The organism is Vibrio sp. 10N.286.55.E10 (assembly GCF_002872555.1).
Classification (GTDB): Bacteria; Pseudomonadota; Gammaproteobacteria; order Enterobacterales; family Vibrionaceae; genus Vibrio; species Vibrio crassostreae.
This window is the reverse complement of record NZ_MCSD01000010.1, coordinates 1-17,891: the sequence shown is the minus strand read 5'-3', so window position 1 is coordinate 17,891 and position 17,891 is coordinate 1. Positions and strand designations below refer to the sequence as shown.

15 protein-coding genes are annotated in these 17,891 nt (G+C 43.8%); 6 read left to right on the top strand and 9 right to left on the bottom strand.

Annotated elements, in window-relative coordinates; translation table 11 throughout:
• Window positions 1-111: 111 nt before the first annotated feature.
• Window positions 112-1,305, bottom strand: a complete 1,194-nt coding sequence (locus tag BCV39_RS07510) for an MFS transporter (protein WP_170960921.1) — start codon at window positions 1,303-1,305, stop codon at window positions 112-114.
• A 100-nt stretch (window positions 1,306-1,405) separates the two neighbouring features.
• The gene (locus BCV39_RS22995; RefSeq protein WP_240699550.1) at window positions 1,406-2,170 is read right to left on the bottom strand and encodes an AraC family transcriptional regulator; all 765 of its coding nucleotides are present in this window, start codon (window positions 2,168-2,170) and stop codon (window positions 1,406-1,408) included.
• Between the two features lie 300 nt (window positions 2,171-2,470).
• Here BCV39_RS22995 and BCV39_RS07500 point away from each other — a divergent pair, with 300 nt between their 5' ends.
• The 3 genes from BCV39_RS07500 to BCV39_RS07490 all read left to right on the top strand — a co-directional run bounded on the left by BCV39_RS07500 (window position 2,471) and on the right by BCV39_RS07490 (window position 5,228).
• Window positions 2,471-3,802: an MFS transporter gene (locus tag BCV39_RS07500; protein WP_102432337.1), complete on the top strand. Its 1,332-nt coding sequence runs from the start codon at window positions 2,471-2,473 to the stop codon at window positions 3,800-3,802.
• Between the two features lie 123 nt (window positions 3,803-3,925).
• A complete protein-coding gene (locus BCV39_RS07495) occupies window positions 3,926-4,807 on the top strand; it encodes a DMT family transporter (RefSeq protein ID WP_102432336.1) in 882 nt (293 codons plus the stop codon).
• Window positions 4,808-4,982: 175 nt separating this feature from the next.
• Window positions 4,983-5,228 (top strand): hypothetical protein, encoded by a 246-nt coding sequence (locus tag BCV39_RS07490; protein WP_102432335.1) that lies wholly within the window; start codon window positions 4,983-4,985, stop codon window positions 5,226-5,228.
• 53 nt (window positions 5,229-5,281) lie between these two features.
• Here the strand turns inward: BCV39_RS07490 and BCV39_RS07485 are convergent, their stop codons facing one another.
• Window positions 5,282-6,469, bottom strand: a complete 1,188-nt coding sequence (locus BCV39_RS07485; RefSeq protein WP_102432334.1) for a GGDEF domain-containing protein — start codon at window positions 6,467-6,469, stop codon at window positions 5,282-5,284.
• Between the two features lie 285 nt (window positions 6,470-6,754).
• On the opposite strand from BCV39_RS07485, the gene BCV39_RS07480 reads away from it, so the two are divergent.
• Window positions 6,755-7,543 (top strand): phytanoyl-CoA dioxygenase family protein, encoded by a 789-nt coding sequence (locus BCV39_RS07480; RefSeq protein WP_102432333.1) that lies wholly within the window; start codon window positions 6,755-6,757, stop codon window positions 7,541-7,543.
• Between the two features lie 19 nt (window positions 7,544-7,562).
• Window positions 7,563-8,552, top strand: a complete 990-nt coding sequence (locus BCV39_RS07475) for a zinc-dependent alcohol dehydrogenase family protein (protein ID WP_102432332.1) — start codon at window positions 7,563-7,565, stop codon at window positions 8,550-8,552.
• Between the two features lie 20 nt (window positions 8,553-8,572).
• Here the strand turns inward: BCV39_RS07475 and BCV39_RS07470 are convergent, their stop codons facing one another.
• From BCV39_RS07470 to BCV39_RS07460, 3 genes are all read right to left on the bottom strand, one after another.
• Entirely contained in the window at window positions 8,573-9,520 is a 948-nt protein-coding gene (locus BCV39_RS07470; protein ID WP_102432331.1) for an iron ABC transporter permease, read from the bottom strand.
• Between the two features lie 101 nt (window positions 9,521-9,621).
• The gene (locus BCV39_RS07465) at window positions 9,622-10,584 is read right to left on the bottom strand and encodes an ABC transporter substrate-binding protein (RefSeq protein WP_102432330.1); all 963 of its coding nucleotides are present in this window, start codon (window positions 10,582-10,584) and stop codon (window positions 9,622-9,624) included.
• Entirely contained in the window at window positions 10,581-11,414 is an 834-nt protein-coding gene (locus BCV39_RS07460; protein ID WP_102432329.1) for an ABC transporter ATP-binding protein, read from the bottom strand. The genes BCV39_RS07465 and BCV39_RS07460 overlap by 4 nt, the downstream gene beginning before the upstream one ends.
• 371 nt (window positions 11,415-11,785) lie before the next feature.
• Between BCV39_RS07460 and BCV39_RS07455 the strand changes: the two genes are divergently transcribed.
• Window positions 11,786-13,690, top strand: a complete 1,905-nt coding sequence (locus BCV39_RS07455) for a bifunctional UDP-sugar hydrolase/5'-nucleotidase (RefSeq protein ID WP_102432328.1) — start codon at window positions 11,786-11,788, stop codon at window positions 13,688-13,690.
• Window positions 13,691-14,186: 496 nt separating this feature from the next.
• On the opposite strand, the gene BCV39_RS07450 is transcribed toward BCV39_RS07455, so the two are convergent.
• From BCV39_RS07450 to BCV39_RS07440, 3 genes are read right to left on the bottom strand one after another with little or no spacing between them, the layout of a single operon-like run.
• Window positions 14,187-14,819 carry a glutathione S-transferase N-terminal domain-containing protein gene (locus tag BCV39_RS07450; RefSeq protein ID WP_102432327.1) on the bottom strand — a complete coding sequence of 211 codons (633 nt, stop codon included), beginning with the start codon at window positions 14,817-14,819 and terminating at the stop codon, window positions 14,187-14,189.
• A 14-nt stretch (window positions 14,820-14,833) separates the two neighbouring features.
• Window positions 14,834-16,036, bottom strand: a complete 1,203-nt coding sequence (locus tag BCV39_RS07445; protein WP_102432326.1) for a YbfB/YjiJ family MFS transporter — start codon at window positions 16,034-16,036, stop codon at window positions 14,834-14,836.
• Entirely contained in the window at window positions 16,023-17,855 is a 1,833-nt protein-coding gene (locus BCV39_RS07440; protein WP_102432325.1) for an FAD/NAD(P)-binding protein, read from the bottom strand. Before BCV39_RS07440 ends, BCV39_RS07445 begins: the two co-directional genes overlap by 14 nt.
• Window positions 17,856-17,891: the final 36 nt, after the last annotated feature.

Here is a 17,891-nt window from a genome sequence, read left to right as displayed (position 1 = left end):
CATTATTGGTTAATAAAAAATCCCTTCAGAGCGTACCTTGAGGGGATTTTTTTGTTAGCAAAATTAACAGCCTAAATTATCAATTCGATGACTTTTCTGAATCAAACTTGATTAAGCGACAGGCATTTCCAACGTTTTTCGCTGGTACATGTACATGACAATAATTGCGGCACTGCTCATCAGTGACAATACCCAGCTGCTCAGAACCATTACCTCGTGATTAGCCGGAACGAACGATAAACAAAACGTAAAACCAAATGCTCCAACCATCTGCAAAGCACCGTAGATAGCACCAACCTGCCCCTTGTGATTAGGAAACAAATACAATGCAGAAACGCCAGCTATCGCAAGTAAAAATGCAGAGCCAAACGCCATCAATGAAAACCCGAGTAACACTAGTGAGTAGCTATGTACGAAAAGGCTCAGAGTAATAACAGCACAGCCTACAATTTGAATCAGGCTCCCATAAACTAGAGTCATATTTTCGCTGATACGATTCTTCAGAAACTGGTTCCAAATTAATCTTGATGCAACGCTACTCGCTATCAAAACCATTGACCCAATTCCGTAATCTGCGGCCGTTAAATCAAATTGATTCTGAGCAACAAAAGAACCCGTTACTTGGAAAAGCAGTAGGCAACTCGTCCCGCTGAACATCATTGCCAAATAACACAGAAACGTTACGTTCGATGTGATGAAAGCATAGTCTTTTAGTATCTGTTTAAGCTTAATTGCATCAGGGTTCTTCTGGCTGATCGTTTCACGTTTCATAAATGTGATAATCAATAGTGTTGCGATCGATAAAGATGCCATGAAGACAAAATTACCTTGCCAACCAAAGTGTTGAGTCAGGTATCCCCCTAAAATCAGCGTTAAACCGGGTAGGCTCATAAAAAGAATCCCATACCAAGCAAGTATCCCCATGAGTTCCGTTTTTTCGAAGGCATCTTGGAGTATTGTTCGGCAGAGCAGGTAAAGGCCACCAACCCCTAAACCTTGGATGATCCTACCCAGTAACAGAATATCTATGTTATCAGCCATGAGACAAGTCATTGAACCAACGACAAAAATCGCAGATGAAAGAATAGCAACGGGCTTTCGCCCATACCGCTCGGATAACGGCCCACAGATAAGCTGGCTGCATGCTAAAGCGATAAAAAACAGACTCAACGTCTGTTGTACTAACGCCTCAGAGGTGTGGAGTTCACTTTGTATATCTGGAAAGCTTGGCGTATACATGCTCGACGCAAAAAAATAGCTCGATGCCATTAAAATGCTGATAAATATATTGGTTATTTTGGACACTCGTTTTCCCATAAACGTTAAGAACAGAGCATCATGTTAAATAGATCCTCACGTTAAGGTTTTGGGTAAAACGACACTGTGTTTACAAATTGCGCCAAGTTTAATTCTGGGGTGCTTTTTTCTGATGTTCTTTAAATGCAGTGGAGAATGAAGACAGGCTTGAGTACTCAAGTTCGAATGCAATGTCAGTTGCGCTAATGCCTTTTGCCATCATTTTTTCAGCACGTTCCATCACCACCTTTTGTCGGATATCTCGAAAAGATGCTTTGAAACTCGACAAAAAAAGTCGGTTTAAGGTACGAACGGAAGCCCCTGTTTGCTTAGATAAATCTGAGATAGACATTTTGATGTTAGGTTTGTTTGATAATGCTTCAATTACCAATAGCAGTCGTCTGTCCATCCCTCCCTTTGCAATTAGGGGGTTATTGGTTGGCTTACAAAGGATGCATTGGTCGACTAGAACGTGCACATAGTGAGTCACGAGCTTTTGTTCTGGTCCTCCATTTTCCCAAACACTGAATAGCTGAGCAACGATGGGAGATACGTCCAATATGCATATTTTAGTGATATTAGGAGTTGCAGCTTGGGGTAGGCGAAGTAAGGAAACATGTGATTGCTTTAGAAAGTCAGCACGATGTGATACGCCAGCGGGAATATAAATTAAAGAGCCGGGCATAGAGAGTAAACTGTGCTGGTCAGTTGATAGAATTTGGCAGCCTTGGTGTATAAAAGCTAAATGAGCATAATCATGAGTATGTACCTCGCCTGAGTAGTGCGATTCATGATGCTTAACAATGACTTGATAGTCGTCCAAATTAATTATTTCATCCTTTATCTTATTGATAAGCTTTAAGTATAGGCTCAATCTTAAGTAGATATTCCATCTATCTCTTTAAGTTTTCTAATTCCCGTTAACTCAATCTATCTCTTAATAAACAGAACTATTTAGGGTTTCACGCCAATAACTGTCGATTACGCGACAATGATTGAGCACCAAGCACTCTCCGGTATGATTTTTCCTTATAAAAGCATAACGCCGCAAGCCTTACCCATTCAACAGATTCTCGATAAATCAAAAAGATATTGAAGAATGCAACAATTCCATGATTTAAAAGAGTAAAAGGGTTATACATAAGAATGTATTATCTAAATTACTGAAATTATCATGACGCTCAAAGAGATTCTTAAAATTCCCAATGTCCGCTACTTATTAATGTTTAGAAGCAGCTACTTTGCGCGTTTTTATTACCCTATATTCACCCTACTCTATTTAGATTACGGACTAACCCTCTCTCAGTTTGCCATGCTAAACGTAGTTTGGGCGGCGACCATCGTACTTGCAGAAGTTCCATCTGGGGCATTCGCCGATACCTTAGGTCGCAAACAGCTTGTAGTGTTGTCTTCGATTGTGATGTTCATAGAGATAGCCATGATCGCACTCGTACCGACCGGAGACGCTAACTTGGTGTTCATGGTATTTTTGGTCAACCGAATACTCAGTGGGTTAGCAATGGCATTGGCAAGTGGTGCAGATGAGGCATTGGCTTACGACACCTTAAAAGAACAAGGCAATGAAGAGCTGTGGCCGCGAGTGTTACAAATCCAGCTCCGTATCGCTTCTAGTGTCGGTATCTTTGTCACCTTGATCGGCGCTGCGATGTACGACGTGAACTTCATGGCGAACATCTTTCATTTCCTTGGGCTAGCCGAGCCAGAAAGCACCAAAGACCTGATGCGAATCCCTGTGTTCGCGACTCTCTTGGTCGCGTTACTCGCACTTTATGCCGCGATAAACATGCGTGAAGAAAAGAAGGTGATGCCAAGCGATCAGAGCAAATTAGCAACGACCATCGCCAGCCTCAAGTTAACGGCTGATACAGGTAAGTGGGTACTTGCTACGCCTTACGTGCTGTTCATCTTGCTCTATTACAGCTTGTTCGAACACACTTCACGCATGTTCTTAACCATGAACAGCCAATACTATCTCGCTATCGATATTCCTATTATTTATTTTGGTTTTATTGGCGCGGGAATCAGTCTGCTAAAAATCATTTTAGCGGGGCAAAGCCGGAGGTTGGCAGAAAGTATCGAGCCAAAAACCTTTATTATTGTCATGGGCTTAGCAAGTATCGCGACCTACTATTGGATCAGTTTAGGTTGGTCCATCTATGGGGTAGTTCCTGCGCTGGTGCTTATCTTTATCATCATGACGATGAACATTTTCATCAGCTACCACCTAAACAAAAAGACCGAGTCACATAACCGAGCCACCGTTCTTAGTTTCAAAGGTTTGATGTTTAACCTCGGATACGGGCTGATCGGGATCTTGTACGCTTACTACTACAAATTGGTCTCTAATAATTACACCGAGCAAGAAATAGAACAGAACCTCGCCTTCTTAGCATCGCTCTCTTCATTCTGCTATTACTTCGCCTTACTGTTCGTGTTAATCAGCGCGTTGTTTTATTTCAAAAACAAGAAACAGCCGATCTTCTGAAGAGCGCTCTAATACTGAATAGAGAATAAAGGTGAGCCTGTGGCTATAAACAGATCATGACACTTCTTGTCATGTGATTTTTTGTTAGTATCACCATCAAATTACATCACACATGGAAGCGTCATGTCTTTTAGTTGGATCGCCTTTACCCTGCTTGCTGCCTTCAGCCAATCTTGGCGCAATGCCTTTCAAAGCAAACTAGCGGGCACAATGAGTGTGGCTGGCGTTACGCTGGCTCGTTTTATTTGGGCTGGCCCAATCGCACTTATTTATCTCTATTCGCTGTACCAATGGCAGCCAGTCTCCGCGCCTAATTTTTCCGGTGAGTTTGTTTTCTACATAGTTGCTGCGGCAATCATGCAGATCCTTGCAACAGGCTTGATGGTGATGCTATTTAAGCTCGAAAACTATGCGATTGGTGCTGGACTTGCCAAGTGTGAAGCTCCGGTTTCTGCTGTGCTTTCCGTGTTATTTTTTGGCACAGCGTTGACCGTTACAGGCTGGGTAGGCGTATTAATTGGCACCTTGGGCGTGCTCATCATGAGTAGCGCTTCAGGTTGGCGAAGCCTTTCCCCCAAAGTGTTTTTGTTAGGTATGGCTTGCAGTACCGCGTTTGCTTTAACGTCTCTTTGGGTTCGAGAAGCCAGCTTGAACATCGGCCTTCCCTTCCCTCATAGTGCAGCGTGGGTGCTGTTCCTAGTTATTTCTCTTCAAACAGTGATTATCTGTACGTACCTCTTTTTCAGAGAACGCGACACGTTACACCAGATATTCAAGAAGTCGAGATTGGTGGTGATGACAAGCCTAGCCAGTGTGATCGGTTCTCTTGGCTGGTTTAGTGCAATGTCACTTCAAGCCGTGCCTTATGTGAAAACGTTGGGACAAGTTGAGGTGGTCTTTATGGTGTTAATCTCTTACTTCTGGTTGGGGCAAAGTATTGCTCGCAAAGACATTGTTGCACTCATCTTACTCTCTATCGCAGCGGTATTGGTGATGTGGCAGTGATTTGAACGTCGCCATACTTGGACGTTGGGTCAAAGAGGACTGGAAATCATACCCCAGTGAAATATTCACCCACCGCATAAATATTACGGTGGCGTAAAATGATAAGAACGGCCTCCACATAATTTTTATAGTGCACGTATCAGCTATTAATCATTACCCAATAGGATACAGCCCAATGAAAACCCTTACTCAAATCGCACTAGCAACGATCTTTTTTACAACCTCAATGATGGCATTCGCAAAGCCCGCGACAACAAACCAAGCCCAATTAGAAGCGTCAAGCACAACAGTGAAGCATGAAGGAATGACCGTGACGCTAACTGATAAACATTTTACGTCTACGGAAGAAACTAAAGCCACTGCCTCACAGACGTTAACGCAAAGCCAAAAAGCAGACTCAGCGCCACAGCCAACAATATAATGGCTTTATCAAAATAGTGGCGGGTCAAACTAACGCATAAAGACCTGTCATCATCAGGCAGTGACGAGTTCGTTAATATGACTAGGACAAATTGAAGTCATATTACGACCGTTTGTTTTCGCTTGATACAACGCTTTATCGGCTCGGCTAACAAACCCATTCCAACTCTCATTCGGGTGAAGCTGAGCAACACCGAAACTCGACGTCAGAAACATCTCATTTCCTTGCACTGCTGAGATCTCTGAAATAGACAACCGCAACTTGCAAGCAATAGCCTGTGCTTGTAGGAAATTAACATTGGGCAATAAAATCATTATCTCGTCTCCGCCAAAACGGAACGCACTGGCTGTAGGCGATGTTTTGATTGCACTTTGAACCATTTCAGCAAAAGACTTGATAACGAGATCACCCACTATGTGTCCGTGTTGGTCATTGATCGACTTAAAATTATCAATATCCATCATAATGGCACTGACAGGAGTAGTCCCCGCCTGCTTCATGATAACTGGAACCATTTCATCTAATGCTCTGCGGTTTCCAAGTGCCGTTAAAGGATCGCTGTAAGACAGATCATGAATAGACCTAAGCAATCTTGCATTAATCAACCAGAGCATTGTGAAGCTCATCGACACGATAAGAACAATACTCACTAAAAAGGCAAGTTGATGAATCAGCGCGGCCGTCATGAAATCCTGCAGCTCAGCAGAAAATAGCGTCACCAATACCCGGAAAGCCATAAACCCGCCATATATCAAAAATGATAAGGCCATCATCCGAGTAGCTAAGTTCAAGTCATCACGTTGACCCTTTAACACCACAAAGGCAGTGCAAAGAGTGACAAAGGCTAAATAGAAACTAATGAGAGTAATTCGAGCCTTGATGGAAGGTTCATAGTACGTGAAGTGAATAAAACCTAGCAGAAGAGCCAATATCATCAAACTGCTGAAGTAGGTACATTTTAAGGAGTATTCTCGGAACAGGCATAAACTATACAAAGCGAGATGAAAACCAAGCGCAATGACCATATTAGCACCAATAACAGTGATCCAATCCGGTAGTTCCCCTCTTAGGCTCAACATCAACGGTCCAGTTCCAATAACAAATATTGAAAAGGAAAAGCTAGAAAGCCCTTTAATTGGTTGTTGAGTGAATTGAAATAACAATAAGCCAATACAGTAAATGAAAGAGAACAAAATAATAATAAAATTAAGTGTTCTCATATCCAGCGAAAAACCATCCATGATTTTCTATCTTCCATACGCAAACCAAATCGCAACATTCTTAATAATCATGCAAACCACACAAAGATTCACCATATGAATATTTACATTTTGTAAAGTAAGGGATGGATCACATATGCAGAGACTTTTGTCGCATGAGCCTATGACGTAGATAGGCATGTAAAACTCCCCCCCATTTGGCTTCATAGCATCACTGAATCTACAGGCTTCTGCACTCGTTACTTGGTTGAATGACAACTGTCTGGCATTATGCGCCCAAGAAATCTGTGGGAACGAAGGTAGTCAGTGGTAGAAAACAGCCAACAATTAAGTGACCGTTACGACGAACATGGTTACTTTGTTATCAGAAATTATTTCAATGAAGCTCAAATTACATCGCTTAGAAAAGTCGTACTGAAATTCCATGAATCATGGAAAGCAGACAACGAAGAATTCTATCAAGAAGAAGCATTTAACTCGTCTTTAATTACGGGAAGCGAATATTTGCCTGCCGACGATAGAAGCGTGCTTTTCGACTTCATCAGCTCAAAACAAGTGATGGACGTGGTTGATGCGGTGATTCCGAACAAACCGGCATTCATGAATACACAGCTGTTCTTCAACCCAGTAAACCCGCAACAAAAAGACTTCTGGCATCGCGACTGTCAATACGACTACGACATTGATGACCAGATGAAAGTCATCATGGAAACCCAGGTACTGCATCTTCGTGTGCCCCTTTTTGATGAGCTCGGTATGGAGCTTATCCCCGGAACACACAAGCGCTGGGACAATGAAGAAGAATACAATGTTCGACAAGAAGAAAACGGCAAAGTGAGCAGTGATGATATCTCTGGCGGCAAGCAGATACCGTTAGCCGCAGGCGACTTATTGGTGTTTTCAGCGGATATGATCCATCGAGGCCGTTATGGATTGGATCGTTTAGCCTTGGATATTTTGATCTTTGACTCGGCGGCAGACTATGTCGACTACGTTGATGACGATTGCTTGCCAACGCCAGCAATGCTAAGCAATATTGCTGATCCAAGATTGTTTATGAACACGCTACACTTAAAGTCGATGCAGTACTCATAACCACAAAGGTGCCCGAACTATGACTGACACTAAGCAAAATACCCGAATTAGCCAGTTCCGTTTCGGGCAGCCGAAAGAGTCTCTCAAGCTAGAGCATGTCGCTTTAGGGGCACTAGACAAAGATAAAGTTCGAGTACAAATTGAAGCGACTAACATCAACCCTAGTGATCTGTTGTCTATTTATGGTGTTGGGCAATACAAACACAGCCACCAGCCGCCGAGAGTGCCGGGATTCGAAGCAGTCGGAAGAGTTGTAGAGTCCAGATATGCTCAATTTTCAGTAAATCAGCGCGTGCTTGTGGCAACCAGTGGAACGTGGCAGAACTATGTCGATGTATCACCAGACAACCTCTTCCACATTCCTCAGCACCTAGATAATGGCTACGCCTGCCAGTTGTATATTAATGCGCTCACCGCGTGGGTACTGACGACAGAAGTAGCCAAGCTGACCCAAGAAGATGTGTTGATCATCAACGCAGGCAGCTCTGCCATCGGTAAGATCTTCTCACAGTTATCAGTATCACTCGGCTTCAACATCATTATCGTTACATCACAGCCGAAACGATACCCAACTGCTACAAGCTGGGTATTAGATGCAAACGACGATTTAGTTTCTCAAATTAAGGCGTTAGGCTTGCCTATGCCGACCGTTGCCTTTGATGCGATTGGCGGCTCACCCGGAACCGATCTTATTCACACCCTTGGCAATAATGGGCGTTTTATCAACTATGGGACGCTGTCGCTCGATTTTTATGAACCACGCTTTTTTGAGCACGCGAAAAACCAAGGTATCGATTTCAGCACCTTCTTTTTACGTTATTGGGAAGAAGCAGAAGGTAAAGATGTTCGCCGTGATAAATTCACGACCATGCTAGATCACTTCATCACAAACAACATTCAGCTCGACGTCGACCGCTACCTGCCATTCGATGAAGTGCAAACCGCGATTGATCTCATTGAATCGAAAACCACACGCTTAGATGGCAAGATCGTCTTACTGCCTGTGTAGTTTGGTGGAATTTAGCCGCACTATTTACGCCAAACAAGATACAAAACGAACAACCCGCCAAGCGCTGCTGTAACAATACCTACAGGCAGTTCTTGTGGCGCTAATATGGTTCGGCTAATCACATCCCCAAATAGTAAAAGTACCGCGCCCCACAAGGCAACCAGAGGCAGAGCTCGCTTGTGAGTGACGCCTGAAAATGGTCGTACTAAGTGGGGGACCATCAAGCCAATAAAACCGACCACTCCGGTCATCGATACAATCGACGCAGTACAAAACGCACAACAAAGAAAAATCTCGCTTTGTAGGCGGTGTACGTTGATCCCCAGTGAGCTTGTCGTCTGTTCACTCACTAACAAAGTATCGAGCTCGCGATAACGCTTGAAAATTAACGCAATCAGACATAACACGCCCGCCAAGGCAAAAATCAAATTATCCCAACGCGCGAGCCCCAAGCCTCCCATAGTCCAGAACAAAATCGAACTCGCCGCTCTTTGGTCGCCTGAATAAATCAAAAAGCTGGTGATGGCTCCGAATAGAAATGAGATCGCCAAACCACACAAGATCAAGTTGTCATTGCCCTTTTTCTTCTGCATCGAAAACAGAATCATAACAGCGGTCGCCGACACAATACCACCCGAGAATGCAGCCAGTGGCAGCGACCAAACACCCAGAGCGTCTCCCACTTTGGTGATCACCAACACCGCACCAGCAGACGCGCCAGATGACAAGCCAAACAGAAACGGATCCGCCAGATCATTGCGTGTCGAGGTTTGAAGCAACGCGCCAACCATCGCCAGCCCTGCGCCCGCAATAACGGCTAACAATGCTCTAGGTAACCTTAGATCGATCAGTATTCGACTGGTCATATCCGGCATTGGATCAGTGAAAGAACTCAACCCTATGAGCACTTCTTTGAAAGACAAAGGAACCGAGCCAAACTGCAAACTCATCATGAAGGCGAGCAGCATAGCAGTGATACCTGTTAGCCATGCTGCCCGATATTTATCAAATAAAATCAACGGACTACTACTCTTATCAATAATAAGGTTTCATATAATAACCTTCCCGATCACTCAGAAACGAACGCTTCTGCAAGTTTCTCAATGGCATCGATATTGGCAGGCCCAGGGGTGAGTTGCTCATAACGCAGTTTGACATAGCGACCAGAAGTGACCGCATTGGTGTATTTCATTAACGGATGGGCTTCGAGGAAACGTTGCAACGAATCGGCACCACTCGCCGATTGGTAATCCAGAAGGATAATCACATCTGGGTTTTCACGAGCGACATTCTCCCAAGAGGTTCGAGCCCAACTAGCTTCCATATTGCCTGTGATATTTTGACCACCAGCAGCTTCAATCATTGCGTTTGGCATTCCGTACTTACCCGCGGTGAAAGGCTTGTCTTCACCCGAATCAAACAAGAACACTTTTGGGCTCGGCTTACCTGATGCTTTTTGCTTTTCTGCTATTTTTTCAACTCTCTCTTTCCAGTTTTTCACCAAAGCCTCGGCCTCTGCTTGCTTGTCGAAAATAACGCCTAACTTTTTCATATCGCCATAAAGCAGATCCATTGTCGCGCCTTCTTTTTGGTCTTGGGTATGAATGCAACTTTCAGAGAGCACTAAGGTATCAATCCCGTATGGCTTCAGTGTTTGAGGCGTCACTTCACCACCTACTTTCATTCCATAATTCCAGCCAGCGAAAAAGAAGTCAGCATCAGCAGCAATCAATGTTTCTAATGAAGGATACTTAGGTGCGAGCTCAGGAATATCACCTAAACGTTCTTCAAACGAACTCGACATCTTGTACCACCCGGTAATACCCGTAACGCCCACCATCTCCTTTTGAAGACCAAGAGCAAACGCCATCTCGGTCATATTGATGTCGTGTACAACCGCTCTTAAAGGTCGCTTTTCTATGGTCAGTGGGCTCCCACAGTTATCAACCGTCACTGGGTATTGAGTGCTTGTCGCATGCACACAAGAGAAAGGTAAAAGAAACAAAAGACTGGAAATTACAGGCCACTTCATTGGGCAGCTCCTATTAAAGAGTGATTAGAAAGAGTTGAGTGAGTTGATGCAGCTTCAAAATGATGGATGGTGCTGCATATAACAGGATGATTGAACGTAAGAACCCGCAATCCAAAAACAGGGATCATGTATCGGTCTTGAATCACCGTCTCTGGGGCTGAGAACGCCACCATTTTTTGGCCTGACATCAACAAGACTTTGTCGGCGAATGGCGCTACCAAAGGTAAATCGTGCAGCACCACGACAGACGCAATGCCACGTTGTTTAATTAGGCTCAGAAGTTCAAGACGAGCGAGAGGATCAAGGTGGTTTGTAGGCTCATCTAAGAGTAAAAGCCGCGGCTCTTGTGCGAAGGCGCGAGCAATACTTGCACGTTGCTGTTCACCACCAGATAGCTCACCAAAGCACCGCTGGCTTTTGTGAACAAGTCCGACATCTTGCATCGCCTGCTGAACCGCTCGTTTGTGCTCTTTTGCGCTACAACAAAACGTATGAGGAGTACGGCCTAAGCCAACATACTCAGCAACACTCAAACGAGGGTCAACATGCTCATGTTGAGTAACCACCGCGACTTGTTTGGCTATCTGCTGCCGCTCAAGGCTTCCAAGTGCAATGCCAGACAACATCAACTCACCCGCGACGGTTTTGTATTCGCCTGTAATGCCTTTCAGCAAACTGGACTTTCCACTTCCATTAGGCCCAATGATGGCAATGCATTCACCGTCGTTCACATCAAATGTAACATCGGAGACGGCCCTCCAGTTAGCCAAGCCATCAGCGCAGAGCCCGCGCACAGACAATACAGGTTTATTCAATTTTCCACCGAACATCCAAAAACAACATTTATTGATACGTTATAACATATCAATAAATTAAAGGTATAGTTAATAATAGAAATATTAAGACCGCGCTAAGAAGTCATGGGAATGGCGGGATAATCCACTCACCTTGAATAAAGACAGTCGTGTTTAAGAAAAATGATTCGCTTAGAAAGTTTGATTAAAGAAATCGAGGATTGAAAAGAGAGCGAAGAGTTGTGGTGGGTTTCATCGTCACTTAAGTTGTTGCGAGACAGTCACGAGTCACATTTATTTGAAACATCAGTAAGTTATATCACTATAAATATGACACTGATCACCCATAAGGTAATCTCGATTCTATATGGTAGCGTCATACTTAAAACCACGATGTGAACATACTTATGAAAAGACACATACTATCAAGCGCCATCCTACTCTCTCTAGCCTTTCCCACCTTTGCAGCTGATGGAGACATACACGATGTCACGATACTGGGTACTTCAGATATCCATGGTCATTTTATGGCGTGGGATTACGCGGCGGATAAACTCAACACTCGTGGTAGCTTGAGCCAAATCGCGACCAAGGTTGGTGAGATCCGCAAAGAGCAATCTAACATTATCCTTGTCGATGCTGGCGACACCATCCAAGGCAACTTCGTAGAAACCTTCAAAGACGAGCCTGTTGATCCAATGATGCTTGGCTTTAATCACATGAAATACGATGTATGGGTTTTAGGTAACCACGAATTCGACTTTGGCCTTAAAACCCTCAACAGAGCCGTTACCCAATTTAAAGGGCAGTCTCTCGGTGGCAACATCAAGAACAAAAACGGAAATCCATTCTTACCGGGTTACACCATTCTAGAACGCGGTAGCATTAAGATCGGTGTCATAGGAATGGATACCCCAATGACGGAGGTCTTTGCGCAAGGCACCAACCGTTTAGAAGGCGTCACTTTCACTAACCCAACCTTGGAAGTGAAGAAAATCATCAAAGAGATTGATGATAAAGTGGATGCCATCGTATTGGTTGCCCATATGGGAATTGAGAACGAGAATGACATTGCCGACACCGGTGTCACAGACATTGCCAACGCAAACCCAGAGCTTGATGCCATCGTCGCTGGCCACATGCACACTCGCATCGATAAAGCCGTTGTGAATGGCGTTATTATTACTGAACCCGACAAATATGGCCGCGCCCTATCTCGTATCGATCTTCAATTTGAAGAGCGCGATGGCACATTCACTCTCGTCAACAAAGACAGCTTCACCTATAAAATTAAAGGCATAGATTCTGATGAGAATATGGACGAGCTATACCAGCCTTATCACAAACAACTCCGAGAAATGGCGAATCGACCTGTCGCTCAGCTTACCGGCGTTGATTTAGTCCCAGAAAACGAAATCCGCGGTATCCCTCAAGTCCACGTTCAAGACACAGGCATCAGTGCGCTATACCAAGAAGCGAGCTTCTTTTATGCACCTAAAGCCAATGTCATCGCACTTCAAATAGACAATGACAATGCAGAGCTTGATGTTGGCCCAATCAAAGCCAAAGACATCGCGTACAACTACCAATACGCAGGTGGCGAAATCACTGTCTACCAGATGACAGGCAAAGAGTTAAGAACATACATGGAATGGTCTGCGGGCTACTTCAACTCAGTGCAACCCGGTGATGTAACCTACAGCTTTAACCCTGACCGTAGAGCATCAAAATACTCAACCAATGACTTCTTCGCAGGCGTAACTTATACCATAGACCTCACTCAACCTGCAGGTACACGCATCACCAACCTCGCGTTTGCTGATGGCACACCGGTTACTGATCTAACAGAGATCCGTATTGGTATGAATAGCTATCGAATGGGTCATCTAACCAAGAAAGGCGGCGTACTAGAAGGTGAATCGTTCCCTGTACTCTTTGATACGGAAACAGAGTATGGAGAAGAAGCAGGCACAATCCGTAATATGACCATCAAGTATCTTAAAGAAGAAAAGAACGGTCAGTATGAAGGTAAACCTCAACAACGATGGGCACTTTCTGGTTTAGAGAGCCGTTATAATGAACAGCGAGAGATCGTAAAGTCATTGATTAATGATGAAACCATATCAATCCCCACCAGTGACGATGGCCGCTACACAAACATCGCTTCTATCAACATAAAAGAACTGATGTTCAAATCTGACGAAACCAAACAAACAGCCATAACCGCACGTGAAAAGAAACTGGCACAAGCGACTGAGCAAGAGAGCAAACGAATCAACCGCGAAATCACACTGATCAAAGCGCTCAATTAATCCCTGACCTCAAACCAATAACGACTTAACCACGCTGGGAGCGTTGTTAAGTCGTTGTCATTCCCACCCTACAACACCACATCTTTACTGAGTAAAACGGGTGATATTGGATGAATGAGCTGCAAAGGCTAACTCATAGTTGGACAAAAGTGTGTTACGTAAAAGTGAGCATTAGTCATCCATGAATAACCACTGGTATGGCAAAGTTTGTTATTCGTTTTCCGAGGTTCAGTCAACTTAGTAAGTAATAACATGCATCCAGCCGACTTAGTATTCAGTAGGGAGCAGCTCTCGATATAAAACCTTGTTCTCCACTTGATTTACATCTTCGCTTTCTTGTTGAGCATAGAAAAGGGGAGGAATTGAATACGATCATTATATGTGCAGCTGCAAAGAATGTTCTCCCCATCAGCCGTTAATCTAAAGAGATCAATATGCTTTTGTGAAGGGGAGGTGTTAATGCTTGAATCGTTCTATAAAAGTTTGATGAAAGCGGTTAAGTAGCTTTGTATTCACTAAAGCACGGTTTTTTGGAAAGCGACTCGAGGCTCAACCTTGCCATAGTGTCTTTGAAAGGGGAGTCGTGTAAGGCAGTGGTGAGGATGTCGTGCTCTTCTGCTGAAAGCAAACTAGCGTGCCTGAATAGAACGTAATCTAATGCTATGTGTAGGTACAATGTTGAGAAGTCAGGCTTAAGCAAATCATGATTGTTATTCAACTGCCCGATAAGTGCTTTAACGCTTCTTTGAATACCTTCCTTTCCCCTAATCGTTAGCACGTTTTGCTCAGCTTCGAAGCGGCTCAGTGCTGCGCACCGAAATGCCACTTCCATCAGCGTTTTACTCATTCCCAATAACGACATGCGTTGAGTGTCGCTAGCCTTGGTCGCTGCTAGTTTTTCAGTTGGGTAAGCTTGCATGAGAAATTCACAGATCGTTAAACTCTCTGTTAGTGCAACCTCATCACTGGTTTCTAGAACCGGAATGGTACTGAATGGATTGATTGTGACCAATGTGTTGGGCGTTTGCCACGGGTCGATCCATTCAAGAACTATTGGAGCATCACACAGATAGGCCGTGGCTAACACTGCTCTGGAGAATGGAGAGGTGTCGTTTAAATACAGTTTCATGAGCGATTCCTTTGCTAAGAATTTATTTGAGCAGTGTTTAATGTCTGCTGTTTAGTTGATGTAAACACAATGCAGAGTATCGATAAGATGAGTGCACTCGCGCTGATCATAAATAGGATGTTATAGCTGGTGAGTTGCGGGGCATAATGAGCCATAACAAAACCAACGGCGCCTTGAGAGATAGCAAAAGCCATTGTCATTGCTCCCCAAGATTTCGTATGGAGCTGTGTCCCAACGATTTCTAAGGTATAGGTTGATACCAGTGTTACGGTGCCTGGAGTAAACATACCGACCAATAAAGATGAAGCAAAAAGTGCTGTTTCACTGGTGCTTAATAGCGGAAGAGCAACCCCGACAGCTTTACAAAAAAATGCAGCTAATAGTGCTTTTTTAAGTCCAAACTTATCACCTAGTATACCGGTTACTATTGGCCCAATCGCTGCTCCGATACCAAAAACAGCCCAGTAAAAACCACCGCTCGCAAAACTCATTTGTAGCTCTCGAACAATATAGTCGACCCAAAAAAGAGTATGAGGTAAATAACCAATAGCGTTAAAGGTATAGGCTAAAAGTACGCAGCTAACACTGATGCGCTCATTCTTAGATAAGGCATCAAACGTCGATGGACTTGTATCGCAATGGTTTGGCTTAACCTCAAGAGCCCACGCGTTCCAAGTCAGGACTGTTGCGAGGAAAGCTATCGCCCCCATACCTAACCATGCACTTTCAACACTTTGGTAGATAAGCAAAGGTATGATAGTTCCTGAAATCATGGCACCTAGACCAATTCCTGAAAATACGACGCCACTGATTCTTGCTTTCATCTCTTGCGGGTGAAGGCTAGTGATCACTGGTGGTGCTAGTACCATGAGTACGGCTCCCGATACACCCGCAATCGTTCTAAGTGTTAAAAACCATTCAAAGGGGGCAGATTTTAAGGCACAACCAAGATAACTAAAGCTACTTAATAACAAAGAAGCACGTATGAGTGTGCCTATTGAATAATATCTTTGTAAAAAGCTCGAAGCAGGAGCTCCGAAGATATAGCCAACCAGTGTCGCAGCGCCAAGTATGGAAGCATCTTCGCTTGAGAACCACCCACTTTGAATGAGCACAGGCATTAACGCTATGTAAGCAAAACGACCAATGCCGTTACCAACTAATGTTGCTGCGAGCCCAGCGAAGGTGCTGCGGTTTAAGAGTTTAACTTGTGACATATTGTTCACCTTCACTTTGGGTACAAGACAACTGTTTAAACAACGCATTGACAGCTCTACCTGCGTCGACGATTGCCGTAGAATTAACACCAGGCCTAGGTACTATGAAGGTGTAAAATTTATTTCCCTCTGTAGGCATACCCAATGCCCAAATGTTATTTTGTTCCATACCGTAGGCATCGATCACATTCATGTTCGGTGTTACATCAATACCACCTGGATGGTAGTCACCATTGAAGTACAGTCTTGTATATTGCTTATCTAAAAGGTTTTCCCAGAGTGGTGTGCCATCGTCCTTTGGGCTGTGCATCGACACCTTGGCATGAATTCTTATGTCGGCTTGCTCTCGTAGTTCAGGCCATACCGTTGACTTGAGAGTGATCGAATTAGTACTCGAACAACTCATTACTTCTGGCGAGGGGCCAAGGTTTAACTTTAGTACACCACTTTTTAGCAACGCGACCATCTCTTCTATTCTTTCTTTTGGTGGACCTACAGCGATTCTATTCATCAAAGGAATAAACACAGAATCAACCCAACGATGTGACTCTTCGGTAAGGCCTTTAAAGTCGATAACATCTCTAATGATGTCTCTTAAGTCACGTAACACATCGCTAGCAGATTTTATTGGGCTACTTATGTTTCCTTTTTGGGCTTCTGTAATGTCTGCTTCAAGGTAATCTATCAGCCAAGTAATATAGACTGCTGGAGACTGAAACGCATAGCTTGGAACTGGTGCTGCGAGTATCTCCCAACTAAACCTATCTCCAATCGGAATTGTTTCGGTAACTAGAATTTCCTGTTCATTCGGGTGTGAGTAGAGAAACTGATTACAGAATTTTTGTGCAGCTATTAGTCCTTGCTTTTGGCTTAGGTAGCTTTCGTAGTACGCATACTCCATGTCTTTTATAAGTAAAGGCAGTACATCTTTTATAAAATTGATGGCCCCTTGTTCTCTAAATGTTGCTACCTTTAAAGGTGTTAGGAACTTAGCATGGTACTGTTCAGATGCTCCTTTTTGATTTTCTGCTCTACTGGACAAAGGTAGACCAGTACGAGAATACGCTATGATCTGGGGCTCGTTCCCTGAAGGTGAGTATTCAAGGCTCCCCCCCTGAGTACGGATGAACTTTCCGCCACGTCCAATAGACAGCTCTGACAGAATGTCGCTCGCCGTCAATCCAAGACCTTGGAGAGCGACAGTTTGATTTGAAGATATATATTTTAGTTTTTCTTTTACTGGGTATGGATTGGATATTTCTTGTGCGGTGTCAGGTTTGATATATTTGGCTTTCGTATGCCCTGTAGTTAAGTAAAGGTATTCAACATTGGTGAGAGTGTTTCGGTCATCTCGTAAATTCCAGGAATAGTCATCCAACTTATCGATATCAATAACTTCATAAGGTGAATAGTTTATTATGATATGTGAAGGGGAGGCATCAACAAGGTAGTGAAATACCCAATTCAGATACTCACCAAAAAGAGAACGAGAATAGTATTCGTTCGGCAATATTGTTTTAGGACTCAACTCATCTTGTGGCCTTTCACACAACCACTGGTAAAAAGTAGGCCCTGAAATCACATTTCTAGCTTCACTAACACTCTCGTCGGCGAACATCGTAATTTGAGAACTCACCGTATTTACGAGTAAATGATTCGGTTGCTTGACATCATGACATCCAGAGCCTGGGAGGTTTGGGTCAAAGATTTTGATATCTAATGGTTGGTGGGGGGTATCCATTGAGAGGGCGATTATACGCTCTAACACGCTTAATCCACGAGGGCCAATACCAATGATGCCAACTGTACGGTTTTTCATAGAGAGCCTTTATAATTTTTATTTTATTTTATTTTA

Excerpts from the sequence above, each read along its gene's own strand:
- BCV39_RS07455 (WP_102432328.1), top strand. The coding sequence starts at position 11,786 with ATGAAAAGACACATACTATCAAGCGCCATCCTACTCTCTCTAGCCTTT.
- BCV39_RS07460 (WP_102432329.1), bottom strand. The coding sequence starts at position 11,414 with ATGTTCGGTGGAAAATTGAATAAACCTGTATTGTCTGTGCGCGGGCTC.
- BCV39_RS07470 (WP_102432331.1), bottom strand. The coding sequence starts at position 9,520 with ATGCTGCTCGCCTTCATGATGAGTTTGCAGTTTGGCTCGGTTCCTTTG.
- BCV39_RS07465 (WP_102432330.1), bottom strand. The coding sequence starts at position 10,584 with ATGAAGTGGCCTGTAATTTCCAGTCTTTTGTTTCTTTTACCTTTCTCT.
- BCV39_RS07485 (WP_102432334.1), bottom strand. The coding sequence starts at position 6,469 with ATGGATGGTTTTTCGCTGGATATGAGAACACTTAATTTTATTATTATT.
- BCV39_RS07475 (WP_102432332.1), top strand. The coding sequence starts at position 7,563 with ATGACTGACACTAAGCAAAATACCCGAATTAGCCAGTTCCGTTTCGGG.
- BCV39_RS07495 (WP_102432336.1), top strand. The coding sequence starts at position 3,926 with ATGTCTTTTAGTTGGATCGCCTTTACCCTGCTTGCTGCCTTCAGCCAA.
- BCV39_RS07445 (WP_102432326.1), bottom strand. The coding sequence starts at position 16,036 with ATGTCACAAGTTAAACTCTTAAACCGCAGCACCTTCGCTGGGCTCGCA.
- BCV39_RS07500 (WP_102432337.1), top strand. The coding sequence starts at position 2,471 with ATGACGCTCAAAGAGATTCTTAAAATTCCCAATGTCCGCTACTTATTA.
- BCV39_RS07450 (WP_102432327.1), bottom strand. The coding sequence starts at position 14,819 with ATGAAACTGTATTTAAACGACACCTCTCCATTCTCCAGAGCAGTGTTA.
- BCV39_RS07490 (WP_102432335.1), top strand. The coding sequence starts at position 4,983 with ATGAAAACCCTTACTCAAATCGCACTAGCAACGATCTTTTTTACAACC.
- BCV39_RS07440 (WP_102432325.1), bottom strand. The coding sequence starts at position 17,855 with ATGAAAAACCGTACAGTTGGCATCATTGGTATTGGCCCTCGTGGATTA.